The sequence below is a fragment of the Saccharothrix sp. S26 genome (assembly GCF_021390395.1).
In the GTDB taxonomy this organism is placed as follows: Bacteria; Actinomycetota; Actinomycetes; order Mycobacteriales; family Pseudonocardiaceae; genus Actinosynnema.
Map to the genome: position 1 here is coordinate 407,935 of NZ_JAJUWT010000001.1, position 25,107 is coordinate 433,041.

Annotated in this window: 21 protein-coding genes and 2 tRNA genes; 12 read left to right on the forward strand and 11 right to left on the reverse strand. The window is 71.1% G+C overall.

Going from position 1 to position 25,107, the window contains the following annotated elements; all coding sequences use genetic code 11:
• Nucleotides 1-3 precede the first annotated feature (3 nt).
• Nucleotides 4-74 (reverse strand) — tRNA-Gly (locus LZG04_RS01895).
• Nucleotides 75-134: 60 nt separating this feature from the next.
• Between LZG04_RS01895 and LZG04_RS01900 the strand changes: the two genes are divergently transcribed.
• A tRNA-Pro gene (locus tag LZG04_RS01900) sits at nt 135-208 on the forward strand.
• A 69-nt stretch (nt 209-277) separates the two neighbouring features.
• On the opposite strand, the gene LZG04_RS01905 is transcribed toward LZG04_RS01900, so the two are convergent.
• Both LZG04_RS01905 and LZG04_RS01910 read right to left on the reverse strand, forming a co-directional pair.
• The gene (locus LZG04_RS01905) at nt 278-529 is read right to left on the reverse strand and encodes a hypothetical protein (protein ID WP_233812498.1); all 252 of its coding nucleotides are present in this window, start codon (nt 527-529) and stop codon (nt 278-280) included.
• Between the two features lie 88 nt (nt 530-617).
• Complete coding sequence (locus LZG04_RS01910; RefSeq protein WP_233812499.1) at nt 618-1,523, reverse strand: LysR family transcriptional regulator; 906 nt, start codon at nt 1,521-1,523, stop codon at nt 618-620.
• 1,164 nt (nt 1,524-2,687) lie between these two features.
• Between LZG04_RS01910 and tig the strand changes: the two genes are divergently transcribed.
• The 5 genes from tig to LZG04_RS01935 all read left to right on the forward strand — a co-directional run bounded on the left by tig (nt 2,688) and on the right by LZG04_RS01935 (nt 7,564).
• Nucleotides 2,688-4,046 carry a trigger factor gene (gene tig, locus LZG04_RS01915; protein WP_233812500.1) on the forward strand — a complete coding sequence of 453 codons (1,359 nt, stop codon included), beginning with the start codon at nt 2,688-2,690 and terminating at the stop codon, nt 4,044-4,046.
• A gap of 141 nt (nt 4,047-4,187) precedes the next feature.
• Nucleotides 4,188-4,766 (forward strand): ATP-dependent Clp protease proteolytic subunit, encoded by a 579-nt coding sequence (locus LZG04_RS01920; RefSeq protein ID WP_211363810.1) that lies wholly within the window; start codon nt 4,188-4,190, stop codon nt 4,764-4,766.
• A gap of 35 nt (nt 4,767-4,801) precedes the next feature.
• On the forward strand, nt 4,802-5,428 hold the full coding sequence (locus LZG04_RS01925; protein ID WP_233812501.1) for an ATP-dependent Clp protease proteolytic subunit: 627 nt from the start codon (nt 4,802-4,804) through the stop codon (nt 5,426-5,428).
• Between the two features lie 260 nt (nt 5,429-5,688).
• A complete protein-coding gene (clpX, locus tag LZG04_RS01930; protein WP_077008567.1) occupies nt 5,689-6,969 on the forward strand; it encodes an ATP-dependent Clp protease ATP-binding subunit ClpX in 1,281 nt (426 codons plus the stop codon).
• Between the two features lies 1 nt (nt 6,970).
• Nucleotides 6,971-7,564: an alpha/beta hydrolase gene (locus LZG04_RS01935; protein WP_233812502.1), complete on the forward strand. Its 594-nt coding sequence runs from the start codon at nt 6,971-6,973 to the stop codon at nt 7,562-7,564.
• On the opposite strand, the gene LZG04_RS01940 is transcribed toward LZG04_RS01935, so the two are convergent.
• Genes LZG04_RS01940 through fdhD form a run of 4 tightly spaced genes read right to left on the reverse strand, consistent with a single transcriptional unit; the run spans nt 7,551 to nt 11,267 of the window.
• Nucleotides 7,551-8,306 (reverse strand): methyltransferase domain-containing protein, encoded by a 756-nt coding sequence (locus LZG04_RS01940; protein WP_233812503.1) that lies wholly within the window; start codon nt 8,304-8,306, stop codon nt 7,551-7,553. The two genes, LZG04_RS01935 and LZG04_RS01940, sit on opposite strands and share 14 nt — an antisense overlap.
• Before the next feature lie 50 nt (nt 8,307-8,356).
• A complete protein-coding gene (locus LZG04_RS01945; RefSeq protein ID WP_233812504.1) occupies nt 8,357-9,223 on the reverse strand; it encodes an alpha/beta hydrolase family protein in 867 nt (288 codons plus the stop codon).
• A 56-nt stretch (nt 9,224-9,279) separates the two neighbouring features.
• Nucleotides 9,280-10,446 carry a CaiB/BaiF CoA-transferase family protein gene (locus LZG04_RS01950; RefSeq protein ID WP_233812505.1) on the reverse strand — a complete coding sequence of 389 codons (1,167 nt, stop codon included), beginning with the start codon at nt 10,444-10,446 and terminating at the stop codon, nt 9,280-9,282.
• Entirely contained in the window at nt 10,443-11,267 is an 825-nt protein-coding gene (gene fdhD / locus LZG04_RS01955) for a formate dehydrogenase accessory sulfurtransferase FdhD (RefSeq protein ID WP_233812506.1), read from the reverse strand. The genes LZG04_RS01950 and fdhD overlap by 4 nt, the downstream gene beginning before the upstream one ends.
• 67 nt (nt 11,268-11,334) lie before the next feature.
• Between fdhD and LZG04_RS01960 the strand changes: the two genes are divergently transcribed.
• The 3 genes from LZG04_RS01960 (at nt 11,335) to LZG04_RS01970 (ending at nt 16,525) form a co-directional block, all read left to right on the forward strand.
• Nucleotides 11,335-12,642: an OFA family MFS transporter gene (locus tag LZG04_RS01960; protein WP_233812507.1), complete on the forward strand. Its 1,308-nt coding sequence runs from the start codon at nt 11,335-11,337 to the stop codon at nt 12,640-12,642.
• 114 nt (nt 12,643-12,756) lie between these two features.
• Nucleotides 12,757-14,277 (forward strand): NAD(P)/FAD-dependent oxidoreductase, encoded by a 1,521-nt coding sequence (locus LZG04_RS01965; protein ID WP_233812508.1) that lies wholly within the window; start codon nt 12,757-12,759, stop codon nt 14,275-14,277.
• Nucleotides 14,278-14,281: 4 nt separating this feature from the next.
• Nucleotides 14,282-16,525: a tetratricopeptide repeat protein gene (locus LZG04_RS01970; protein WP_233812509.1), complete on the forward strand. Its 2,244-nt coding sequence runs from the start codon at nt 14,282-14,284 to the stop codon at nt 16,523-16,525.
• Here the strand turns inward: LZG04_RS01970 and LZG04_RS01975 are convergent.
• From LZG04_RS01975 to LZG04_RS01990, 4 genes are all read right to left on the reverse strand, one after another.
• Complete coding sequence (locus LZG04_RS01975) at nt 16,497-16,967, reverse strand: hypothetical protein (RefSeq protein WP_233812510.1); 471 nt, start codon at nt 16,965-16,967, stop codon at nt 16,497-16,499. The two genes, LZG04_RS01970 and LZG04_RS01975, sit on opposite strands and share 29 nt — an antisense overlap.
• 135 nt (nt 16,968-17,102) lie before the next feature.
• Nucleotides 17,103-19,394, reverse strand: coding sequence for an FdhF/YdeP family oxidoreductase (locus LZG04_RS01980; RefSeq protein ID WP_233812511.1), 2,292 nt, complete (start codon nt 19,392-19,394; stop codon nt 17,103-17,105).
• Nucleotides 19,395-19,606: 212 nt separating this feature from the next.
• On the reverse strand, nt 19,607-20,164 hold the full coding sequence (locus tag LZG04_RS01985) for a hypothetical protein (RefSeq protein WP_233812512.1): 558 nt from the start codon (nt 20,162-20,164) through the stop codon (nt 19,607-19,609).
• Nucleotides 20,165-20,512 carry a hypothetical protein gene (locus LZG04_RS01990; protein WP_233812513.1) on the reverse strand — a complete coding sequence of 116 codons (348 nt, stop codon included), beginning with the start codon at nt 20,510-20,512 and terminating at the stop codon, nt 20,165-20,167.
• Nucleotides 20,513-20,644: 132 nt separating this feature from the next.
• Between LZG04_RS01990 and LZG04_RS01995 the strand changes: the two genes are divergently transcribed.
• From LZG04_RS01995 to LZG04_RS02005, 3 genes are read left to right on the forward strand one after another with little or no spacing between them, the layout of a single operon-like run.
• Nucleotides 20,645-23,281, forward strand: coding sequence for a valine--tRNA ligase (locus tag LZG04_RS01995; protein WP_233812514.1), 2,637 nt, complete (start codon nt 20,645-20,647; stop codon nt 23,279-23,281).
• A complete protein-coding gene (locus tag LZG04_RS02000; protein WP_233812515.1) occupies nt 23,278-24,642 on the forward strand; it encodes a folylpolyglutamate synthase/dihydrofolate synthase family protein in 1,365 nt (454 codons plus the stop codon). The genes LZG04_RS01995 and LZG04_RS02000 overlap by 4 nt, the downstream gene beginning before the upstream one ends.
• The gene (locus LZG04_RS02005) at nt 24,639-25,037 is read left to right on the forward strand and encodes a DUF4233 domain-containing protein (RefSeq protein ID WP_233812516.1); all 399 of its coding nucleotides are present in this window, start codon (nt 24,639-24,641) and stop codon (nt 25,035-25,037) included. The genes LZG04_RS02000 and LZG04_RS02005 overlap by 4 nt, the downstream gene beginning before the upstream one ends.
• Nucleotides 25,038-25,107 lie beyond the last annotated feature (70 nt).

A 25,107-nucleotide genomic window follows, 5' to 3' on the forward strand; every position in this document is an offset into this window, starting at 1 on the left:
GAGAGCGGGTGACGGGAATCGAACCCGCATGACCAGCTTGGAAGGCTGGGGCTCTACCATTGAGCTACACCCGCATGCGCCTACCGGGGTGGGCGCGTGGTCAGCTTAGCCGGTCGCGATAGGCTGGGGTGGACCGGGGCGTGGCGCAGTTTGGTAGCGCACCCGCTTTGGGAGCGGGGGGTCGCAGGTTCAAATCCTGTCGCCCCGACGGTTGCCCTGGCCGGCCGTTGGTTGGTCAGGGCCCTTCCCGGGCAGTCCCCGGCCCAGGACGGATCGACTAGCCGCCCAGTTCGTTCACCGCCGTCGAGATGGTGGCCGCTTGGCGTTCCAGCTCGTCGTCCGAGGAGTCCTCGTCGACGCCGCGGGCCAGCAGTTCGGTTCGCGACAGCAGCAGCATGGCGCCGCGGAACGGGTCGGTGTCCAGGTCGTCCACCGTGACGACCTCGATCCTGCCCTCGATCAGGACCAGGTTGGGGTCCGGCAGGTCGGAGGTCAGCAGCCCCCGCAGGTCACTCGCTTTGACGGTCATGCGTCGGTGCTACCCGGCGTCCGCCCGGCGAAACGCGGGCCGTTCTTGAGCACACCCGCGCCCGGGTGCTCAAGAACGGCTCCCAGTGTCACGCCGGGGTCGCCACCTGCTCGCTGACCACCTGCGCCGCCGCCGACACCAGTGCCGTCACCGACGGGTTGGTGGAGTTGTCCTGGCGCCACGCGAACTGCGTGTACACCCGGAACGGCGGCACCCACGGCAGCCGGCACAGCCTGCCGTCGGCGAGCTCCGCCGCGACCGTCACCTCGGGGACCAGCGAGATCCCCAGGCCCGAGGCGACCGCCCGCTTGGCGGCGTCGATCGAGTCGAGCGCCAGCACCGGCGACTTCGACTCGGAGTCCTGCAACCCCAGCGCTTGTTCGAACTGCTCGTAGTAGCTGGCCCCGTTCTCGGCCCGGATGAGCGTGCTGCCCCGCAGCTCGTCCTCGGTGATCACCGAACGCCTGGTCAGGGCGTGGGTCGGGCCGGCGACCATGACCAACGGCTCCGGGCACAGCACCGTCGTCTCCAACCCCTCGCGGGGCTCCACGGAGCCGATGAAGAAGGTGCAGTCCAGCCGCCCCTCCCGCACCGCGGTCAGGTTGGCCTGCGTGTTGCGCGAGTGCAGTGAGATCTGGACGCTCGGGTAGCGCCAGCACATGTACTCGATCAGTGGTAGCAGACGGTAGTCGGTCAGACTCTGTGCGCTGCCGATGACCAGCTTGCCGTGCGGCTCGCCGTTCATCGTGATGGCTTTCCTGGCCTTGTCGGTCAGGGTGATGATGTTCCGCGCGAACGGCAATAGCTCGACACCGGCAGAGGTCATCTGGATGCCGCGCGGAAGTCGACGGAACAACGGCACGCCGAGGGTCTCTTCGAGTGCCTTGATCCGAGTGGTTATAGTGGGTTGTGAGCAATTCAGCGTGGCGGCTGCCTTGGTGAAACTGCCCGTTTGAACCACAGTTGTGAACGCCAAAAGCTGACGCGTCTCCATGGAGCTCCCCAACGGTGCGTTTAAGTGGTCCACGATGAGGTCGGTGCGGGACCGCATCGTGGTCTCTCGTGCGTGGCGGCAGTTGACCTGGCTGCACGCCTGCGTGCGCGCGGCCCGAGGTCGATCAACATCGCCGCGCTACCGCGAGGGGTGGTACGCGGTGGCGGGTCGGTGCTCCCGGGGCCCGTCGGACCCCGAAGTCACCGCCGGCGCCCAGCGGTGGTCCTGGGATAGTGTTCGGCAGCGGCGGAATGGATCTCATCGGGTCATCGGCACCTTGTCTGGTAGGTGGTTAAAGAGCTCGATGACATTGTCTCGCTCGTTCCTGTCGGTCCCGGTCGCCGGCGCGTCCGCTGCTGTCCCCCCAGAACGTCCGGCAACGTCAATTATTGCTGGTCCAACATGCGGATCCGGGCGTCACGCTACCTGAAACCCACACTAATGGACTACGGCGGTTGGAGTCATCTCGACAAGTGAAAACTTTCTGTCGAGCGCTACTCCAAACGGCCTCAATTCACTCTTTGTGGCGAACCTCCCCTCGCTCCTGGTTGCCGACTGTTAGTCGGCTCTACGACATACGTGTTACACGACTCCGCGGTGACCTCGCTCGGTGCTGACGCTCCCTGCCGTGTTCGCGGCTCCCAGTGCCACTCGAATGGCCTAGCGGATCGCCGTGTCGATCGCCCGTTGAGCCGCATAGGTACCGCCGATCCGCCGCTGGCGAAACCGCGAAAATGCGGTCTCTCGGGTTCGTCACAGAGGGCTCGTGAGACCGGCCGGCGACCGCGGGCGGCACGCGCCGGCCGGGCGGCGGCGGACGGGTCGCGCCGGGTTAGGAACCACTGTTGTGATTCTCGCCGCGCCCGACGGGACGGCCGGGAGGGCGTCGGGGCCGCTCCCGAGACAGCACGGGAGGGCGGCCCGAAGGGGCGGAATTCCACCGTTGTCACGAATTCCGGCTGCCCGACCGCAAACCGATTACCACCCGACGGGTAATGCCCGCGACAATGCCCGGACGCCCCCGTGTCGCCCGGTTGCGGCCGTCCGACCCGGGGTGCTAGCGCCACGCGGTCGGCCGACCGCCTAGACTCAGGCGGAATCCCGGCGCGCCCACACGCGTTCACGGGGTGTTCCGCACGTCCTGCCCGTTACGAGGAGACCACGTTGAAGAGCACCGTCGAGCACCTGAGCCCGACGCGGGTCCGGATCAACGTCGAGGTGCCGTTCGACGAGCTCAAGTCGGACTTCGACCGCGCGTACCGCAAGCTGGCCAAGCAGGTCCGCATCCCCGGCTTCCGCCCCGGCAAGGCCCCCGCCCGCGTGCTGGAGAGCCGCATCGGCCGCGCGCCCGTGCTGGACGAGGTCGTCCAGGAGGCCATCCCGGCCAAGTACCTGGAGGCCGTCAGCTCCGGTGAGCTGCGCACCCTGGGCCGCCCCGACTTCGAGGTGACCAAGATCGAGGACGGCGAGTCCTTGGCGTTCACCGCCGAGGTCGACGTCCGCCCCGAGATCACCGTCCCGGCCTTCGGCGAGCTCGCCGTCACCGTCGACGACCAGGAGGTCACCGACGAGGACGTCGACACCCAGCTCGACGAGCTGCGCGCCCGCTTCGCCACCCTCACCGGCGTCAAGCGCCCGGCCGAGAACGGCGACTTCGTCGTGGTCGACCTGTCGGCGACCGTGGACGGCGAGGAGGTCGAGGAGGCCAAGACCACCGGCCTGTCCTACGAGATCGGCTCCGGCCAGCTCGTGGAGGGCATCGACGAGGCCCTGATCGGTGCCTCCGAGGGCGAGTCGAAGAACTTCACCACCACCCTGGTCGCCGGTGAGCACGCCGGTCGCGACGCCGAGGTCACCGTGGTGCTGAACTCGGTCAAGGAGCGCCAGCTCCCCGAGCTCGACGACGAGTTCGCCCAGCTGGCCAGCGAGTTCGACACGCTCGACGAGCTCAAGGCCGACCTGCGCACCCGGTTGGGTCGCGTGAAGAAGATGCAGCAGGGCGTGCAGGCGCGGGACAAGGTGCTGGAGGCGCTGCTGGCCAGCGTCGAGGTGCCGCTGCCCGAGGCCGTCGTCCAGGGCGAGGTCGAGGCGCGGGCGCACGACGCCATCCACGCCCTCGACCACGACGAGGCGCGCTTCGCCGAGTGGCTGGCCGAGCAGGGCCAGACCAAGGAGCAGTTCGACGCCGAGGTGCGCGAGGCGTCCGAGCAGGCGGTCAAGACCCAGCTCATGCTGGACGCCATCGCCGACGCCGAGCAGCTCAGCGTGACCGACGCCGAGCTGACCGAGCGGATCATCTACCAGGCGCAGCGGTTCGGCATCAGCCCGGACGAGTACGTCAAGCGGGCGCAGCAGTCCGGCCAGCTGGGCGCGATCTTCGCCGACGTGCGCCGCGGCAAGGCGCTGGCCACGGTCGTGCGCCAGGCCACCGTGACCGACTCGGCGGGCAACACCCTCGACCTGGACGAGCTCTTCGGTGAGACGAAGTCCACTGAGGAACAGGAACCCGCGAACGCGGAGTGAAGCCCTGAGCGAACGCGGGCGGTGTCGGGACGTCGACGCCGCCCGCCTTCGTTAAGGTCGTTGCTACGAGACTCTTTCGGCACAGTTAGTCGCAAAGATAGGCAGGCAGACGTGACGCAGCACTCTTTCTCGGAGCCCGTGATGCGAGCGGCCTCGGGGATGAACCTCAACGACTCGGTCTACGAGCGTCTGCTCCGCGAGCGGATCATCGTCCTGGGGACGCAGGTCGAGGAGAACATCGCCAACCAGATCGTGGCGCAGCTCCTCCTGCTCGCCGCCGAGGACCCGGAGAAGGACATCACCTTCTACATCAACTCGCCCGGTGGCTCGGTGACCGCGGGCATGGCGATCTTCGACACGATGCAGCTGATCGAGCCGGACGTGGCGACCTACGCCATGGGCCTGGCCGCGTCGATGGGGCAGTTCCTGCTCTCCGCGGGCACGCCCGGCAAGCGGCACGCCCTCCCGCACGCCCGCATCCTCATGCACCAGCCCTCGGCGGGCGTCGGCGGCACGGCGGCCGACATCGCGATCCAGGCCGACATGCTGACCCGCACCAAGCACGAGATGGCCGAGCTGATCGCGCAGCACACCGGCCAGCCGGTCGAGCGCATCATCGCCGACTCGGACCGCGACCGTTGGTTCAACGCCCAGGAAGCCCTGGAGTACGGCTTCGTGGACAAGGTGATCACCCGCGCCAGCCAGGCGAAGACCAACTGACCGCGACCCGGGCACCAGCCACCAGGAGACCTGAAGTGAGCCAGTTCCACGCGCCGCAGTCCCGGTACGTGCTCCCGTCCTTCGTCGAGCGCACCAGCTACGGCATCAAGGAGTCCAACCCGTACAACAAGCTGTTCGAGGAGCGCATCATCTTCCTCGGCGTGCAGGTGGACGACGCGTCGGCCAACGACGTGATGGCCCAGCTGCTCGTGCTGGAGTCGGAGGACCCCGACCGCGACATCCTGATGTACATCAACTCGCCCGGTGGCTCGTTCACCTCGCTGATGGCCATCTACGACACCATGCAGTTCGTCCGCCCCGACATCCAGACCTACTGCCTGGGCCAGGCGGCCTCGGCGGCGGCCGTGCTGCTCGCGGCGGGCACCCCCGGCAAGCGGCACGCGCTGCCCAACGCCCGGATCCTGATCCACCAGCCGGCCACCGAGGGCGTCTACGGGCAGGTCTCCGACCTGGAGATCCAGTCCAACGAGATCCAGCGGGTCCGCAGGCTGCTGGAGTCCACGCTCGCCAAGCACACCAGCCGCACGCCGGAGCAGGTGCGCCTGGACATCGAGCGCGACAAGATCCTCACCGCCGACGAGGCGAAGGACTACGGCATCGTCGACAGCGTCCTGCCGTACCGGAAGCTCTCGGCGAAGTAGTCAGGCGCGTCGCGGGCGCCCTCCCGGGGTAATCCGGGAGTGGTCCGCGACCGCCCCGGCGTGGCGCCCGACACGCCGAGCTGACCAGGGGTCCTGTTCAGTTCGGGGTGTCGGGGGCACGCTGGTCCTCCCGCACAGGCGGGTAGGGCAGGTACCGTCGAGGGGAACGGGCGGACCCCGCACCCAGCGGGCACTCGCCACATCAGCAGTCAGGCGCACCTCACCAGGTCGTGCGCCGGAGGGGACAGAGGTCAGCGGTCATGGCACGTATCGGTGACGGCGGCGACCTGCTGAAGTGCTCTTTCTGCGGCAAGAGCCAGAAGCAGGTGAAAAAACTCATCGCCGGACCGGGTGTCTACATCTGCGATGAGTGCATCGACCTCTGCAACGAGATCATCGAGGAAGAGCTCGCGGAGGCCGGTGACGTCAAGCTCGACGAGCTGCCCAAGCCCGCCGAGATCCACGAGTTCCTCGACCAGTACGTGATCGGCCAGAACGAGGCCAAGCGCACGCTCTCGGTGGCGGTCTACAACCACTACAAGCGCATCCAGGCCGGTGACCGCGGGCGTGAGGGCCGCGACGACGGCGTGGAGCTCGCCAAGTCGAACATCCTCATGCTCGGGCCCACGGGGTGCGGCAAGACCTACCTGGCCCAGACGCTCGCGAAGATGCTGAACGTGCCGTTCGCCATCGCGGACGCCACGGCGCTGACCGAGGCGGGCTACGTGGGTGAGGACGTGGAGAACATCCTCCTCAAGCTCATCCAGGCGGCGGACTACGACGTCAAGCGCGCCGAGACCGGCATCATCTACATCGACGAGGTCGACAAGATCGCTCGAAAGAGTGAAAACCCGTCGATCACGCGTGACGTGTCGGGTGAGGGCGTGCAGCAGGCGCTGCTGAAAATACTGGAGGGGACGACGGCCTCGGTGCCGCCGCAGGGTGGTCGCAAGCACCCCCACCAGGAGTTCATCCAGATCGACACGACGAACGTGCTGTTCATCGTGGCGGGCGCCTTCGCGGGTCTCGACAAGATCATCCAGGACCGCGTGGGCAAGCGGGGTCTCGGGTTCGGCGCCGAGGTGCGGACCAAGGCCGAGGTCGACGCGGCGGACTACTACGCCGAGTCGATGCCCGAGGACCTGATCAAGTTCGGTTTGATCCCCGAGTTCATCGGCCGGTTGCCGATGGTCGCGAGCGTCACGAACCTGGACAAGGAATCACTCGTCCGGATCCTGACCGAGCCGAAGAACGCGCTGGTCAAGCAGTACCAGAAGCTGTTCGAGATGGACGGGGTCGAACTGGAGTTCACCCGGACGGCGATGGAGGCGGTCGCCGACCAGGCGATCCTGCGCGGCACGGGCGCCCGCGGCCTGCGGGCGATCATGGAGGAAGTCCTGCTGCCGGTGATGTACGACATCCCCAGCCGCTCGGACGTCGCCAAGGTCGTCATCACGGAGCAGACCGTGAAGGAGAACGTCAACCCGACGATCGTCGCCCGGCAGCCCTCGCGCCGGGAGCGCCGCGAGAAGTCCGCGTAAGTTGTCCCTACCGCACACGTTGATCCTGCACGGCCTGGGTGGTTCCGGGCCGGAGCACTGGCAGAACTGGCTGGCAGGCGAGCTGGCCCACCACGGTGGGTCGGTGGACCTGCCCCGGTTCAGCTCGCCGGACGCGCCGCGGTTGTCGGCGTGGGTGGACGAGCTGCGGTCGCACCTGGCCGCCATGCCGACCGGCGGTTCGGTCGAACGCGTGGTTGTCGCGCACTCGTTGGCGGCGTTGCTCTGGCTGCACCACGCCGGCGGGACGTTCGACGAGGCGTTGCGGGTCGACCGCATGCTGCTGGTCGCGCCGCCCGCCCCCGACTTCGACGGCGAGCCGGCGATCTCGGAGTTCCTGCACCCCGTGCTGGACCCGACGGTGGTGCGGCGGGCCGCGGTGTCGACCAGGCTGGTGGTGGGCGAGGGCGACCCCTACTGCACGCTGGCCGAGGCCAAGGAGCTGGCCGAGGCGTTGCGGGTCGACCTCGACGTCATCGTGGGCGGGGCGCACCTGAACATCGACGCCGGGTACGGCGAGTGGGGCGCGGTGCTCAAGTGGGTCCGCAGCGGACGGGTGCCGCTCACCCCGCGCTGACCGTCACCCGGAAGAGGGTGAACGCCGCCAGGAACGGGCCCTCGGCGAGCTCCGCGAGCCAGGTGTCGGCGGCCGGTCGGGTGATGCGGCCCGCGTGGACGGCCCGGTGGGCGTTGCGGGTCAGGCCCAGGAGCTCGTCGGCGGTGTCGAAGTCGTGCAGGAGCTGGACGTCCCCCTCGATCGAGGTCACGGTCAGGCCCGCCGTCGTGGCGAGCCTGGCCAACTGCCTGCCGACGACCGGGTGGAGCATGACGCGGTCGCACACGAAGCGGTTGACCGCGAGGTTCGTGGCCACCGCGCCGGGGTCGATCGCGAGGGTCTCCCAGTCGGGCTGGGCCAGCACGGCGCGGCCTCCGGGCCGCAGCACGCGGCGCAGCTCGACCAGGACGGCGGCCGGGTCGGCGACCTGGTGCAGGACCCGGTCGACGCGGGCGCGGTCGACCCCGCGGTCGGGCAGGGGCAGCGCGTGAGCGTCACCCTCGCGCACGTCGACCCGCAGGTGGGCGGTGCGGCGACGGGCTTCGTCGACCATGGCCGGGTCGACGTCCACGCCGATGACCTCGGCGGCGCGTTCGGCCATCGCGGGCAGGTCCGTGCCCGGTCCGCAGCCGATGTCCAGGGCGACGTGCTCCGGGCGGAGGTCCAGGGCGTCCAGCAGCCGCTGCTTGTAGGCGCGGCCCGCGGCCGCGGCGTGGTCCAGGTAGGTGATCGGGTCCGGGATGGTGGCCGGTTGCGTCGCCATGCGACCAGGCAACCACGGGGCTGTGGAGGTCCGGTGGAGGTTCTGTGCCCCTATCGGGGGACTCGTTTGCCGAGGAAGCGGATGACGTCCGGGACGACCTTGCGGTAGAGCGCGTCGTTGTGGCCGCCCGGCACGATGGACGCCACGGCCGGTTTGGCGCCGGCGATGAACCGCCGGGTGCCGGTGATGAACGTGTCCCGGTCGCCCGCCCAGACGCCGACGGGTGCCGTGCCCAGCTTGTCCAGGTTCTTCAGCGGGTCGAGTGACGCCCAGTCGTGCTGGTCGCGGAACGCGTTCCGCTTGGACATCTCCGCCCAGTCGGTGAGCAGCGCCGGGGCGATGGCGGCGACGGCACGGGTCGGCTCACGCCGTTCGTGCCGCCTGCGGGCGTAGAGGAGCGCGCCGAATCCGCCCATGGAGACGCCCGTGCAGGCGAACGGCGCGCCGAAGCCCCGTTCGGCCAGCCAGCGGGGGACCTCTTCGAGCAACATGCCCATGGGGTCGTCGCCCGGGACGTTCTCGTGCCAGTAGTGGTCGCCGCCGTCCACCGCGACGAACCCGAACGGGGGCACCTGGCCGCGTCCGACCGCGGACACCAGGACCTCCGCCATGCCTCCCGGCGCGGCGGTGCGGGCCGTGCCGCGCCGGCCGTGCAGGAGGATCGACATGGGCAGGTCCGCCTTCGGCGCGCCCGGCGGGACCATGGTCAACAGGTCGACCTCGCGTCCCCGGTGGTGGGAGTGGACCCGTTCGACCCGCACCAGGGCGCGCTTCACGGCCGGGACGGGACCGGCGACGCCCAGCGCGTGGCGCAGCGCCTCGCCCAGCGGGGCGTTGCCGTGCCACGCGGCCGTGACGCCGGCGGCGGCCAGGGCCGTGCCGCCGAGCGCGGTGAGCGCCGTTCGCCTGGTGACCATGCGTTCCCCCTGATGACTCCCTCCAGCACATCGTCGTGAACGTGTCTCGCGTTTCTTCAGATCGCCGACCCGCGGCGGAGTTCCGCGATCCGCTCGGTGGAGTACCCGAGTTCGCGCAGGACGTGCTCGGTGTGCTCACCCAACGCGGGCACGGGGGCGGGCGTCCACGGCCAGGCCGTGGAGTCGACCGGCGGGCGCAGCGCGGTGATCCGACCGTGGGGCACCGGCACGGTGGCACGGCGGTCGCGGGCGGTGACCTGGGGGTGGTCGGGCAGGTCGGCGACGCTGCGGGTCAGGGCGGCCGGGACGTCGGCGTCGTCCAGGGCGGCGAGGAAGTCCGCGGTCGGCCAGGCGGTGAAGTCGAGCTCGGCGTGCAGGGCCGGTCGGTGGGCCACGCGGGACGCGACCGTGGTGAACCGGGGGTCTTCCGCCAGGTCCGGGCGGTCGAGCAGGCGGCAGAGGCGACGCCACTGGGGGTCGTTCTGCACGGCCAGGTGCACGGTGCCGTCCGCGCACGGGAACGGGCCGTACGGCGCGATGCTCGGGTGGTGCGCGCCGGTGCGCGGTGCGGCTCGGCCGGTGCCGGCGGCGTAGAGCATCGGCTGGTGCATCCACTCGGCCATGGCGTCGAAGAGGGACAGGCCCAGGGTGGCCCCCTCGCCCGTTCGGGCGCGGTGCAGGAGAGCGGCCAGCACGGCGGAGTGCAGTTGGACGCCCGCGGCGATGTCGGCGACCGAGATGCCGGCCCGTGCGGTGACGTCACCCTCGCCGGTGAGGTCGATGAGGCCCGTCTCGGATTGGACCAGGGCGTCGAACGCCTTGCGGGACGCGTACGGGCCCGCGTCGCCGTACCCGGACAGCTCACCGACGACCAGGTCGGGTTTGACCCGGCGCAGCGAGTCGGCGTCGACGTTCAGCCGGCGGGCGGCGGCGGGGGACAGGTTGCACAGGACCACGTCGGCGGTGGCGACGAGGTCGCGCAGGACCGGGGCGGCGTCCGGGTGCTTCAGGTCGAGGGTGACGGACTGCTTGCCCGCGTTGACCCAGGCGAAGTACGAGGACACCTCGCCGCACGCGGTGTCGTAGTGGCGGGCGAAATCGCCCTCGCCGGGCCGCTCCACCTTGATCACCCGCGCGCCCAGGTCCGCCAGGAGCCGGCTCGCGTACGGCACGGCCACCGCTTGTTCGAGGCTGACGACGGTGACGTCGTCCAGCGGTCTCATGCGGTGACCCGGTGGTGGCCCGTGTAGACGTTCATCGAGTCGCCGCGCAGGAAGCCGACCAGCGTCACGCCCTGCTCCTCGGCCAGGTCCGCGGCCAGGGAGGACGGCGCGGACACGGCGGACAGCACCGGGACGCCCGCCATGGCGGCCTTCTGGACCAGCTCGAACGAGGCCCGGCCGGAGACCATGAGGATGGCGCCGGCCAGCGGGATCCGGTTCTGCAGCACCGCCCAGCCGAGCACCTTGTCCACCGCGTTGTGCCTGCCGACGTCCTCGCGGACGACGAGGGCTTCGCCCGCGGTGGTGAACAGGCCCGCGGCGTGCAGGCCGCCGGTGGAGGCGAAGACCTTCTGGCGCTTGCGCAGCTCGTCCGGCAGGGAAGCCAGCACGTCCACGTCGACGGTGGACCGGTCGGCGGCGGGGGAGTGGCGGGTCTTGAGCTTGACCGCGTCCAGGGCCGCCTTGCCGCAGACACCGCACGACGACGTGGTGTAGAAGTTGCGCTCGACACCGGCCTCGGGCGGCGCCACGCCCTCGGCGAGGGTCACGTCCAGCACGTTGTAGGTGTTGAGCCCGTCCGGGCCGGTGCCTTCGCAGAAGCGGGCCACCGAGATGTCCCGCACGTCGTCGATGACGCCCTCGCCGAGCAGGAAACCGTGCGCCAGCTCCACGTCGTGACCCGGTGTCCGCATGGTCACGGTGAGTGCCTTGCCTCCTACGCGCAGCTCCAACGGCTCCTCGGCGGCCAGCGCGTCGACCCGTTTGCGGGACGTTCGTCGCGCATACGTGACCACTGGGCGACGCACGGTGACTCGCCCCATCGCGTAACTCCTTCTCTTGGCTAAGTTTTCTCGCAAGCCACTCACCAGGTTACGGAGGTGTCGGGCAGTGGGTTTCCTGGACCGCTCTCGCACGATCGCCCCGCCGGGGTGGAACCGCTGGCTCATCCCGCCCGCCGCGCTGTCGGTGCACCTGGCCATCGGTCAGGCGTACGCGTGGAGCGTGTTCAAACCGCCGCTGGAAGGCGCGCTGGACCTCACGGGGACGCAGAGCGCGCTGCCGTTCCAGCTCGGGATCGTGATGTTGGGGCTGTCGGCGGCGTTCGGCGGCACGTTGGTCGAGCGCAACGGGCCGCGCTGGGCCATGTTCGTGTCCGCCACCTGCTTCTCGTCCGGCTTCCTGATCTCGGCGTTGGGCGCGTGGACGCAGCAGTACTGGCTGGTGGTGGCCGGGTACGGGTTCGTGGGCGGCATCGGGCTGGGCATCGGGTACATCTCGCCGGTGTCCACGCTGATCAAGTGGTTCCCCGACCGGCCGGGGATGGCCACAGGCATCGCGATCATGGGCTTCGGCGGCGGCGCGCTGATCGCGTCACCGTGGTCGGCGCAGATGCTGGAGTCCTTCGGGCGGGACAGCGACGGCATCGCGCGGGCGTTCCTGGTGCACGGCATCGCCTACGCGGTCTTCATGTCGGTGGGCGTGCTCCTGGTCCGGGTGCCCGCCGAGGTCGCCGAGCGGGAGGTGGTGCGGTCGGTGGTCAACGTGTCGGCGCGCAACGCCCTGAGGACGCCGCAGTTCTGGTGCCTGTGGGTGGTGCTGTGCTTCAACGTGACTGCGGGCATCGGGATCCTGGAGAAGGCCTCGCCGATGATCCGCGACTTCTTCGCCGAGACCTCCACGCCGGTCGCGGCGGGCGCGGCGGCCGGGTTCGTGGCGTTGCTGTCGTTGGCGAACATGGTGGGCCGGATCGCGTGGTCGTCCACTTCGGACCTGGTGGGGCGCAGGAACGTCTACCGGCTGTACCTGGGTGTCGGCGCGGTGACGTACCTGGTGCTCGCGTTGGCGGGCAACGCCTCCATGCCGTTGTTCGTCGTGTGCGCGATGCTGATCCTGTCGTTCTACGGCGGTGGGTTCGCCACCGTCCCGGCGTACCTGAAGGACCTGTTCGGCACCTACCAGGTGGGTGCGATCCACGGTCGGTTGCTGACGGCGTGGTCGGTGGCGGGCGTGCTGGGGCCGTTGATCGTCAACGCGGTCGCCGACGGCCAGAAGGCGGCCGGGAAGAGCGGGCCCGACCTCTACACGGCGTCGTTGTTCGTCATGATCGCGTTGCTGGTCGTCGGGTTCGTGGCCAACGAACTGGTCCGACCGGTCGCGGCGAAGCACCACGAGCCGGCGGCGGAGGTGGTCCGGTGAACGGGCGGTGGCTGGTCGTGCTCGCCTGGCTGTGGGTCGGCGTGCCGCTGGCGTACGGCCTGGTCGAGCTGATCCGCAAGGTGACGGCGTTGTTCACTGGCTAGAGTCGGCCGGGTGGATACCTACGACGTGGTGGTGGTCGGCGGCGGGCACAACGCGCTGGTGGCGGCCGCTTACCTGGCTCGGGCCGGCCGCACGGTGCTGGTGCTGGAGAAGCTCGACCACGTCGGCGGCGCGGCGGTGAGCGAACAGGCGTTCCCGGGCGTGCCGGCGCGGCTGTCGCGGTACTCCTACCTGGTCAGCCTGCTGCCGGACCGGATCGTGGCCGACCTCGGGCTGCGGGTGGCGTTGCGGTCGCGGTCGGCGTCGTCCTACACCCCGGCGGGCGACCTGCTGGTGGAGCGCGAGCCGGGTGAGGCGACCGCGGCGTCGTTCCGGGCGCTGACCGGGTCGGACGCCGAGTGGGAGCGGTGGCGCCGGTGGTACGACGACCTGGAGGTGCTGGCGAAGGCGTTGTCGCCGACGCTGCTGGAACCCCTGCTGTCCCGGGAGCACGCACGGTTGCGCGTCGACTCCGTGGCTCGGATGCGGCTGTGGGACCAGGTGGTGGAACGGCCGCTCGGCGAGACGTTGGAGGAGTTGTTCGCCCATGACGTGGTGCGCGGGGTCGTCGCCACGGACGCGTTGATCGGCACGCACACGTCGTTGCACGACCTGAAGGCCAACCGGTGCTTCCTCTACCACGTGATCGGCAACGGCACGGGTGAGTGGCAGGTGCCGGTGGGCGGGATGGGCGCGGTGACCGGCGAGCTGCTGCGGGTGGCGCGCGAGGCGGGCGCGGAGGTCGTGACGCGGGCCGAGGTGACGCGGGTCGACGTGGACGGCGTCACGGGCGAGGTCGAGTACGACGGCCGCGCGGTGGGCGCGAAGTTCGTGCTGTCCGGCGTTGCTCCGTCCACTTTGGACCGGTTGCGCGGGCGTCCGGTGCGCGCGGTCGCCGAGGGCTGCCAGGTGAAGGTCAACATGCTGCTGGAACGGCTGCCGCGGTTCCGCGGCGGGGTGGACCCGAGGGTGGCGTTCGCCGGGACGCTGCACGTGGACGAGTCGTACGGGCAGTTGGAGTCGGCGTGCCGGGAGAGCGCGGCGGGACGGGTGCCGTCGGTGCTGCCGGCGGAGATGTACTGCCACACGTTGACCGACCCGTCGATCCTCGCGCCGGAGCTGGTCGACCGGGGTTGGCACACGTTGACGCTGTTCGGGCTGCACACGCCGGCGGCGTTGTTCGAGCAGGACAACGCCGGGCTGCGGGACGAGCTGGTCGGCCGGTACCTGGCCGGGCTGAACGCCCACGTCGACGAGCCCGTCGAGTCGTGCCTGGCCAAGGACGCGAACGGCGAGCCGTGCCTGGAGGTGCGCACGCCGCTGGACCTGGAGCGCGAGCTGGGGTTGCCGCGCGGCAACATCTTCCACGACGAGCTGGCCTGGCCGTTCGCCGAGCACGAGGACGAGGTCGGCCGCTGGGGCGTGGAGACCGACGTGGCGAACCTGTTCGTCTGCGGCGCGGGGGCTCGTCGTGGTGGCGGGGTCAGCGGGATCGGGGGCCACAACGCGGCGATGGCCGTGCTGGAGCGGTGATGTGGTGAGCGAGGTCCACAACGAGATCAGCGGCACCGTGTTCGGACCGGTGCTCCAGGTCGGGCGGGTGGACTCGCTGACCGTCGTGCAGCCGGCCGCGCCCGTGACGCCGGCCGGCCTGCCCGTGGACGAGGGTTTCGTGGGCCGTGCGGCGGAGTTGGCCGTACTGCGGGACTTCCTGTCGCCCGGCGGTGAGCGGACCGCGCTGGCCGTGGTCGGGCTGGCCGGGGTGGGGAAGTCCGCGCTGGTGGTCCGGGCCGCGCACCTGGCGGTGGGTGACGGGTGGTTCCCGGGTGGCGTGCTGTTCGTGGACGCCCAGGGGTACAACGCCGAGCAGCGGCTGAGCGCGAACGACGCGTTGGCCTCGCTGCTGCGCGTGCTGGGCGTGCCCGGTGAGGCGATCCCGCCGGGTCAGGGTGAGCGCGAGGCGTTGTACCGGTCGCAACTGGCCGCGCGCCCGCCGGTGCTGGTGGTCGTGGACAACGCGTCGTCGGCCGACCAGGTGCTGCCGCTGCGGCCCGCCGGGCAGGCGCACCGGCTCGTGCTGACCAGTCGGGACAACCTGCCCGTGCCGGGGGCGCGGCGGGTCGAGCTGGACGTGATGAGTACCGCGGAGGCCGTGGCGGTGCTGGAGGACGCGGTCCGTTCGGTCGACCCGGACGACGACCGGATCACCGCCGACCCCGCGGCGGCGGGGGCGTTGGCCGAGTCGTGCGGGTTCCTGCCGCTGGCGTTGCGGATCGTGGCCGAGGTGATCGCCGACCGGCGTGGCGCGGACGTGAGCCGGTTCGCCGAGTCCATCGCCGCCGCGCACGACCGGTTGGGGGAGCTGGCCTACGACGATTCGGTCGACGTCCGCACGGCGTTCAACGCCTCGTACGCGCGGTTGCCCGCGGACCAGGCGCGGGTGTTCCGCCTCGCCGCGCTCCACCCCGGCCGCACGGTCACCCCGGCCACGGCGGCCGCACTGGCCGGCGTCACGCCAGACGAGGTCGAGGCGCTGCTGGTCCGACTGCGCCGTGCGCACCTGCTCCAGCGCGGTGTGGTGGCCGACGAGTACCGGTTCCACGACCTGCTGCGGATCTACGCGGCCGAGCGGTGCGCCGAGGTGGACGACGCGCAGACGCGGCTGGCGGCGGAGCGCGCGCTCGTGCAGCACTACGTGTCGCACGTCAAAGGGGTGCACAGCCACCTCGATCCCAATGCGGCGCAACGGGAGGTGTTCCCCGACCGGCTCACCGCGCTGGCGTGGTTCGACGGCGAGTCGCACAACCTCCTGCCGGTGCTCGAGCTGGCCGCCCGCAACGGGTGGCACGAGCAGGTCAGGGACGCGGGCGAGGCGGCGTTCCGGTACTTCAACCTGCGCAGGCCACCGGAGTGGATCCCGGTCGACCTGCTCGCGCTGGCCTCCGCCCGGGCACTGGGCGACCGCGCGGGCCAGGGCAAGATCCTCAACGGGCTGGGCAGCGCGCACCACCGGATGAGGCGGTTCGACGAGGCGCTGCCCCACTTCCAGGCCGCACTGGCGTTGTTCCGCGACCTCGGGTCGCGACGCGACCAGGCCCACTCGCTCAACAACATCGCCTCGACCTACGCGCTGACCGGTCGCGTCGCCGAGGCGATCCGGCACCTGGAGCTGGGCGCGGACGCCTACCGGGCCGCGGGCGACCGGGACGGCGAGGCGCGCTGCCTGTCCAACCTGGGCAAGGTCCACGGCGACTCCGGCGAACACCTGCGGGCCATCGAGTTCTACCGGCGCGCGCTGCGGCTGCGCCGCGAAGTGGGCGACCGGGACGGCGAAGGCGACTGCCTCAACGGTCTCGGCATCGAGTACGACGCCCTCGGCCGGCTGGAGGACGCCGAGCGCCACTACCTCGAAGCGCTCGCGGTGTACCGCGCGGTGGGCAACCGCCTCGCCGAGGGGCAGGCGCTGGGCAACCTCGGCCGGACGGTGGGCAGCCTGGGTCGGCTCGCCGAGTCGTTGGCCTACTACGAGCAGGACCTGGCGATCTCCCAGGAGATCGGTCATGCGCACGGAGAGGGGATCTCGCGGTACAACCTCGGGCTGACGCACTGGTCCCTGGGCCGGCGGGAGGAGGCCCTCGGCCAGTTGCGGCAGGCGGTCGAGCTGTTGGACGGGTCGAACGATCCCGACACCGCGGCGGCGGCCCGTGACTCGATCCGCCGGATCGAGGCCGAGGGGCCGGGGCGACGGTGGTTCAGAGGGCGGCGAACAGGGCGTCGATGAGCCGCTGGGCCCGGTCGGCGGTCGCACCGGAGGTGACGGTGATCGCGACCGTGCCCGCGCGGGCGGCGACGGCGGTCTGGACGACCTCGCCCGTGACGGCGGTGGCGCGGTAGGCCTCGTCGTGGAAGCCGGGCAGGTCGGTGATCCCGGCGTGGTCGGCGCGATTCGCGGCGAACGACGTGGCGTCCGCGCCGGTCTCGAACCGGACCTCGGCCGTGCCGCCGTCGTACGTGCAGCGCACCACGTTGCCGCTGATCGTCTGGCGCGGGTGGTTGAGCCGCAGCTCCAGCACCGGACCGACCACGTCCGCCGGCGCGTCCTCGCAGCTCACGCCCGCCGAGTCGGTGGCGGTCGAGGACGGCGGCTCGGTCGCGGGTGTGCTCGGCGGCGGGCTCGTGCACGCGCACAGGGCCAGCAGCGCCACGCCGAGCACGGTCCTCATCACGTGCGTAGGTTCGCCCGAACGGCCGCCGGCGTTACCGCCCGGCACGTCGCCGGCCGCCGACGCCTGGCCGGGACCAGCACCGCCACCTCGCCGGCCTGCCGGTTCCGGTTCGACTGGCGGGTGGTGCGCGGCTCAGTCGACCTTCTCCAGCCGCACCACGATCGACTTGGACGTGGGCGTGCCCGACACGGCGGCCGTCGAGTCCAGCGGGACCAGCGAGTTGGCCTCCGGGAAGTAGGCGGCCGCGCAGCCCTTCGCCGTCGGGTACGACACCACCCGGAACCGCTCGGCACGCCGTTCCGTGACGCCGGTCGGGTCGTCCGGCCACTCGCTGACCAGGTCCACGAACTGCCCGTCGAGCAGGTCGAGCGCGTCGAGGTCCGCGGGGCTGACGAACACGACCCGCCGGCCGTCCTTCACGCCCCGGTAGCGGTCGTCCAGGCCGTAGATCGTGGTGTTGTACTGGTCGTGGCTGCGCATGGTCTGCAACAGCAGCCTGCCCCGCGGCACCCGCAGCACGGTCAGGTCGTTGGCCGAGAAGTGCGCCTTGCCCGACCGGGTGCCGGTGAACTCGCGGGCGTCCCGGGGCGCGTGCGGCAGCACGAAACCGTCCGGGCGGCGCACCCTGGCGTTGTAGTCGTCGCAACCGGGCACGACCCGGGCGATCCGGTCGCGGATGAGGTCGTAGTCCTTCTCGAACTCCTCCCACGGCACCGGGTGCCCCGGCCCCAGCACGGCCCGCGCCAGCCGGCACACGATCGACACCTCCGACAGCAGCCGGTCACTGGCCGGGGCCAGCCTGCCGCGCGAGCGGTGCACCACCGACATCGAGTCCTCGACCGTGACGAACTGCTCGCCGGTGTGCTGGAGGTCGCTCTCCGTGCGCCCCAGCGTGGGCAGGATCAACGCCGTGCGGCCGTGCACCACGTGCGACCGGTTCAGCTTGGTCGACACGTGCACGGTCAGGTCCAGCTTCCGCATCGCGGCCTCGGTCACCGCCGTGTCGGGGGTGGCCGCGACGAAGTTCCCGCCGACGGCGAAGAACACCTTCGCCGCGCCGTCGCGCATGGCCCGGATCGACGCCACGGTGTCGAAGCCGTGCTTGCGGGGCACGTCGATGCCGAACTCGGCCTCCAGGGCGGACAGGAACTTCTCCGGCATCTTCTCCCAGATGCCCATGGTCCGGTCGCCTTGCACGTTCGAGTGACCGCGCACCGGGCACAGGCCCGCGCCCGGCTTGCCGATCATGCCGCGCAGCAGGGCCACGTTCGCGATCTCACGGATCGTCGGCACCGAGTGCTTGTGCTGGGTCAAGCCCATGGCCCAGCAGAAGATCGTGCGCTGCGAGTCGGCGAGCATCCGGGCGAACCGCTCGACCTGGGCGCGCGGCAGGCCGGTGGCCACGTCGACCGAGTCCCAGTCCAGCCGCCGCACGTGGTCGGCGTACTCGGCGAACCCCTCCGTGAAGCCCTCGACGAACTCGGTGTCCACCGCGCCCCAGGACAGCAGCAGGTTGCCCGCGGCCTGGAACAGCGCCTGGTCGCCGCCCAGCCGGATCTGTAGGAACTCGTCGGCCAGCTTCGTGCCCGCGCCGACCAGCCCGCGCGCGTTCTGCGGGTTCTTGAACCGCAGCAGCCCGGCCTCGGGCAGCGGGTTGACCGCCACGATCCGCGCGCCGCCGCGCTTGGCCTCCTCCAGCGCCGAGAGCATCCGCGGGTGGTTCGTGCCCGGGTTCTGACCCACCACCACGATCAGGTCGGCGCGGGAGAAGTCGTCGATGCTCACCGAGCCCTTGCCGATGCCGGTGGTCTCCGACAACGCCGCCCCGGACGACTCGTGGCACATGTTCGAGCAGTCCGGCAGGTTGTTCGTGCCGAACGAGCGCACCAGCAGCTGGTACAGGAACGCGGCCTCGTTGCTGGTGCGGCCGGAGGTGTAGAACACGGCCTCGTCCGGGCTCGCCAGGCCGTTGAGGTGCGAGGCGATGAGCGAGAACGCGTCCTGCCACCCGATCGGCTCGTAGTGGGTCGCGCCTTCGCGCAGCACGACCGGCTCGGTGATCCGGCCCTGCTGGCCCAGCCAGTAGTCGGTCTTCCCGGCGAGCTCGGCGATCGGGTGCGCGGCGAAGAACTCACGACCGACGCGCCGCCGGGTCGCCTCCTCGGCCACCGCCTTCGCGCCGTTCTCGCAGAACTCGGCGAGCTTGCGGTGGCCCTGCGGCTCCGGCCACGCGCAGCCGGGGCAGTCGAAGCCCTCGCGCTGGTTGAGCAGCCGCAACGTGGTCGCGGTCCGCGTCACGCCCATCTGCTCGACCCCGCGCCGCAACGACACCGCGACGCCGGGGATGCCCGCCGCCCACCGCTTGGGCTCGCCGACCTCGAGCTGCGTCTCGTCGATGTCCTGCCGGGGCGGGTTGCGGTCCATACCCCATATTGTGCCGCCGGCGCGCCCCGCGCGAGCGCGCCGGCGGTCTGTCCGATCGCCGTTCGCGCCGGGACGGCGCGGGACCGCCGGCACGGGCCCCAAGGGGTTGCGAACGGCCCGTGCCCACGGCGTCCTCACCTGCGACGATCCTGGTGATCACGGTCAATTGTGAGCGGGGTCACTCCCGCTGCGTATCGTCCGAACGGGTGACCTCAGTCCGGACAGCCGTCGGCGGGCGACGACGGCGCGCCCAGGTCGAAGTCCAGGCCCGTCGGCATCGAGGGCTCGGTGAACGCGGGCGCCAGGTAGCCGCGCTTGGCGCTCGAACACGCGATCGAGTGCAGCGAGCCCGCCGACGCGTCCGCCCACAGCCCCTCCACACCCGGCCCGCCCGTGCGCAGCGAGTACCGCACCTGGAACCGCGACACCGCCACCGCGTCCAACGGCCCCCGCACCGCCTCGGGCCGGTCCGGCTCGAACGCGTAGGCGAACGTGTAGTCCGTCCGCACCGCCAGTTCGCCGTCCGGACCCACCTCGGCCGCCATCTCGCCCCGCACCTTCGGCTCCGCCTCCGCCAACCGCGCGCCCTTGTCCACCCGCGTCGCCACCAACGCCGCCTCGCCGTCGTTGCGGCCGTCGAACAGCACCCGCAGCGAGTCCCGCAGGTCCGGCGCGAACAGCGCGTAGAACGGCTCGAGGTCGTGGTCGCGCACCACCCGCCGGTCCAGCCGCGCCGTGATCACCGCCTCCCGCACCCGCTCGTAGGCCACCTACACCTGCTCCGCCGAGTACGCGCCCACCCGCACCGCCTCGGGCGCCACCACCCCGGCCACGCCGTCCGCCCACGCCGCCGCCGACGTGCCCGCGAACGGCTCGTCCGGGTCGAACGGGCGCGCGGACGGTCCCGCCGGCGTGCCGGACTCCGACGCGATCACGGCCCACGCCAGCAGCACCGCCGCCACCGCGATCGCCAGCCCCACCCAGAACCGCCGCGGCGGCCTGCGCGGCAACGACCGCAACCGCCGCACCCTGGCCTCGCGCTCGGCCCGCCGCACGGCCTCGCGCGCCCACCCGGCGTCACGCAGGTCGGGGTGGTCCTCGATCCGGTACTCGTCCACGTTCCCCCCAAGTCGACAACCGCCGTGCCACCCGTCACCGGTCACCCGCCGCGGACCCGTCCGAGTGGGCACGTCACCCGCTACCAGGTATCTGGTTAGAAGTCGATACCCGCGCCTCCGTAGACTTCGACCGTGACTGAGACCCCCACCGCACCGCAGCGACCCGAACTCCCGCCGGCGTGGAACCCGGCCGAGGTAGAGGCCGGGCTGTACGAGCGGTGGGTCGAGCGCGGTTACTTCACGGCCGACGCGACCAGCGACAAGCCGCCGTTCTCCATCGTGCTGCCGCCGCCGAACGTCAACGGCAGCCTGCACATGGGCCACGCGCTGAACCACAGCATCATGGACGCGCTCACCCGCCGCCGCCGCATGCAGGGCTACGAGGTGCTCTGGCTGCCCGGCACCGACCACGCGGGCATCGCCACCCAGACCGCCGTCGAACGCGCGCTCGCCGGCGAGGGCAAGTCCCGCCACGACGTGGGCCGGGAGAAGTTCGTCGAACGCGTCTGGGAGTGGCGCGAGGAGGTCGGCGGCAAGATCCTCGGCCAGATGCGCCGCCTCGGCGACGGCGTCGACTGGAGCCGCGTCCGCTTCACCATGGACGAGGGCCTGTCCCGCGCCGTCCAGACGATCTTCAAGAAGCTCTACGACGACGGCCTGATCTACCGCGCCGAGCGCATCATCAACTGGTGCCCGCGCTGCCAGACCGCGCTGTCCGACATCGAGGTCGACCACTCCGAGGACGACGGCGAGCTCGTCTCCATCCGCTACGGCTCGGGCGAGAACTCGATCGTGGTCGCCACCACGCGCGCCGAGACGATGCTGGGCGACACGGCGGTGGCCGTGCACCCCGAGGACGAGCGGTACCGGCACCTCATCGGCACCGAGGTCGAGGTGCCGCTGACCGGCCGGCACGTGCCGATCGTCGCCGACGAGCACGTGGACCCGAAGTTCGGCACCGGCGCGGTCAAGGTCACCCCCGCGCACGACCCGAACGACTTCGAGATCGGCAGGCGGCACGACCTGCCCGCGCTCACCGTCATGGACGGCCGGGGCGTGATCACCGCGCACGGCCCGTTCGAGGGCCTCGACCGCTTCGAGGCGCGCCCGGCCGTGGTCGCCGCCCTGCGCGAACAGGGCCGCATCGTGGCCGAGAAGCGCCCCTACAAGCACTCCGTCGGCCACTGCTCGCGCTGCGACACCGTGATCGAGCCGCGCCTGTCCATGCAGTGGTGGGTGAAGGTCGCGCCGCTCGCCGAGGCCGCCTCCGCCGCCGTGCGCGACGGCCGCACCACCATCCACCCGCCGGAGCTGGCCAAGCGCTACTTCGACTGGGTCGACAACCTCAACGACTGGTGCATCTCGCGCCAGCTGTGGTGGGGCCACCGCATCCCCGTCTGGTACGGCCCCAACGACAAGGTCATGTGCGTCGGGCCCGACGACGAGCCGCCTGGTGAGGGCTGGGTGCAGGACGAGGACGTGCTCGACACGTGGTTCTCGTCCGGCCTGTGGCCGTTCTCCACGCTCGGCTGGCCCGCGCAGACCGCCGACCTGGCCAAGTTCTACCCGACCAGCGTGCTGTCCACCGGCTACGACATCCTGTTCTTCTGGGTCGTCCGGATGATGATGTTCGGCCTGTACGCGATGGACGGCAAGCAGCCGTTCGACCACGTGTTCCTGCACGGCCTCATCCGCGACCAGTTCGGCAAGAAGATGTCGAAGTCGCGCGGCAACGGCATCGACCCCATCGACTGGATGGACGCCTACGGCGCCGACGCCACCCGGTTCACGCTGCTGCGCAGCGCCAACCCCGGCTCGGACATGGCGCTGGCCGACGAGTGGGCCGCCGGGTCGCGCAACTTCACCACCAAGCTGTGGAACGCCTCCCGGTTCGCGCTCAACAACGGCGCCACCGTCGAACGGCCGCTGCCGCCGCGCGAGGAGCTGACCGACGCCGACCGCTGGATCCTCGACCTGCTCGACGGGCTCGTGACCGAGGTCGACGGCCACTTCGAGGCGTTCCAGTTCGCCAAGCTCAGCGAGGCGCTCTACCACTTCACGTGGGACGAGTTCTGCGACTGGTACCTGGAGCTGGCCAAGGTCCAGCTCGCCGAGGGCGGCACGCGCGCCGAGGCCACCCGGACCGTGCTCGGGCACGTGCTCGACGTGGTGCTGCGGCTGCTGCACCCGCTGACGCCGTTCATCACCGAGACCCTGTGGACCACGTTGACCGGCGGCGAGTCGCTGGTGGTCGCGGACTGGCCCGAGGCGACCGGCGGGGCGCGCGACGAGGTCGCCGCGCAGCGGGTCGAGGGCCTGAAGAAGCTGGTCACCGAGATCCGCCGGTTCCGCTCCGACCAGGGCCTCAAGCCCGCCCAGAAGGTCGCGGGCAAGGTGCGCGGCGCGTGCTGCGTCGACCTGCTCGACCAGGTGCCCGCGGTGCGGTCGCTGACCCGGATGACCGAGCCCGGCGACGACTTCACCGTCAGCGTCTCGCTCGACATCGGCCTGCCCAAGGGCACGGTGAAGGTCGAGCTGGACCTGTCCGGCGCGGTGGACGTGGTCGCCGAGCGCAAGCGGCTGGCCAAGGACCTGGCCGTGGCCGAGAAGGAACGCGCCCAGTGCGAGGGCAAGCTCGGCAACGCGGCGTTCCTGGACAAGGCGCCGGCCGACGTCGTGGCCAAGATCCAGGCCCGGCTCGCGGCGGCCAACGCCGAGATCGACCGCATCCACGCCCGCCTCGAGACACTGCCGCAGGACAACTCGTGACCGGGTTCGAAACGGGCGCGCTGGAGGAGCTGCGGCAGGTCGAGTCGGAGCTGAACACCCGCTGGCCCGAGACCAAGCTCGAACCGAGCCTCGACCGCATCCGCGCGCTGGCCGACATCCTCGGCGACCCGCAGGCGTCCTACCCCGTGGTGCACGTCGGCGGGACGAACGGCAAGACGTCCACCTCGCGGATGATCGACGCCCTGCTGACCAGGATCGGCCTGCGCACGGGCCGCTACACCAGCCCGCACCTGCAACTGGCGACCGAGCGGATCAGCGTCGACGGCGCGCCCATCAGCCCCGAGCGCTACGTCGAGATCTACCGCGACATCGAGCCCTACCTGTCGATCGTGGACTCGCGCACCGACGTGCCGATGAGCAAGTTCGAGGTGCTCACCGGCATGGCGTTCGCGGCGTTCGCCGACGCGCCCGTGGACGCCGCCGTGATCGAGGTCGGCATGGGCGGGTCGTGGGACGCGACCAACATCGCCGACGGCCGGATCGCCGTGATCACGCCCATCGGCCTGGACCACGTCGAGTACCTCGGCGGCGACCTGGCCGGCATCGCGCAGGAGAAGGCCGGGATCATCAAGCCCGGTTCGGTCGCGCTGCTGGCCAAGCAGGAACCCGCCGTGGAACAGGTGCTGCTGCGGCGCTGCGCCGAGGTGGACGCCACGGTCGCGCGGCTCGGGTCCGAGTTCGGCGTGATCCAGCGCGACATCGCCGTCGGCGGGCAGATGCTGCGGTTGCAGGGCCTGGCCGGCGAGTACGACGAGGTCTTCCTCCCGTTGCACGGCGCGCACCAGGCGGCCAACGCGGCGCTCGCGCTGGCCGCCGTGGAGGCGTTCTTCGGCGCGGGCCCCGACCGGCGGCTCGACGTGGAGGCCGTCCGCGAGGGGTTCGCCACGGTCACGTCACCGGGCCGGCTCGAACGCGTCCGCACCGCGCCGACCGTGCTGGTGGACGCGGCGCACAACCCGCACGGCGCGGAGGCGCTGGCCAAGGCGCTGGACGAGGAGTTCGGCTTCCGCAAGCTGGTCGCCGTGGTCGGCGTGATGCAGGAGAAGGACGCTGTCGGCATCCTGAGCGCGCTCGAACCGGTCGTGCAGGAGGTCGTCCTGACCTCGAACTCGTCGCCGCGCGCGATGGACCCGGACCTGCTGGCCGGCGTGGCCGTGCCGATCTTCGGCGAGGACCGGATGGTCGTGCAGCCGCACCTCGACGACGCGATCGAGGAGGCCGTGCGGCTGGCCGAGGAGAGCGACGACGGCGACATCATGTCCGGTGGCGGCGTCGTGGTGACCGGTTCCGTCGTCACGGCGGGCGAAGCGCGCGCGTTGTTCGGCAAGGAGCCCTCGTGACCTCTCCCGCCGCCCAGCCGGCGCCCGCGCCGAAGAAGGACCCGATGAAGTCCTTCCGGGGCATCATGGCGGCCACGCTGATCCTCGAGGTGATCGTCGTGGCCCTGGCCCTGCCGGTGGTGGCCAAGCTGGGCGGCGGGGTCGGCACCGGCACCGGGTACCTGGTGCTCGGCCTGATCGCCGCGCTGATCGGCACGTGCGCGCTGCTCAAGCACTCGTGGGCGGTCTACGTGATCGTGGCGATCCACGTGGTGATGGTGGCGTCGTGGTTCGCCCTGACCGCGCTGGGCGGCATCGGCGTGGTGTTCAGCCTCGTGTGGGCGTACCTGCTGTGGCTGCGGCGTGACGTGGCCAAGCGCATGGCCGAGGGACGGCTGCCCAGCCAGCGGCGGTAGCCCGCGCGGACGGCCGGGCCTGCCCTTCCGGCTGCCCGGTCGGTCTTGAGCCGGCTCCGATCGGCTAAGC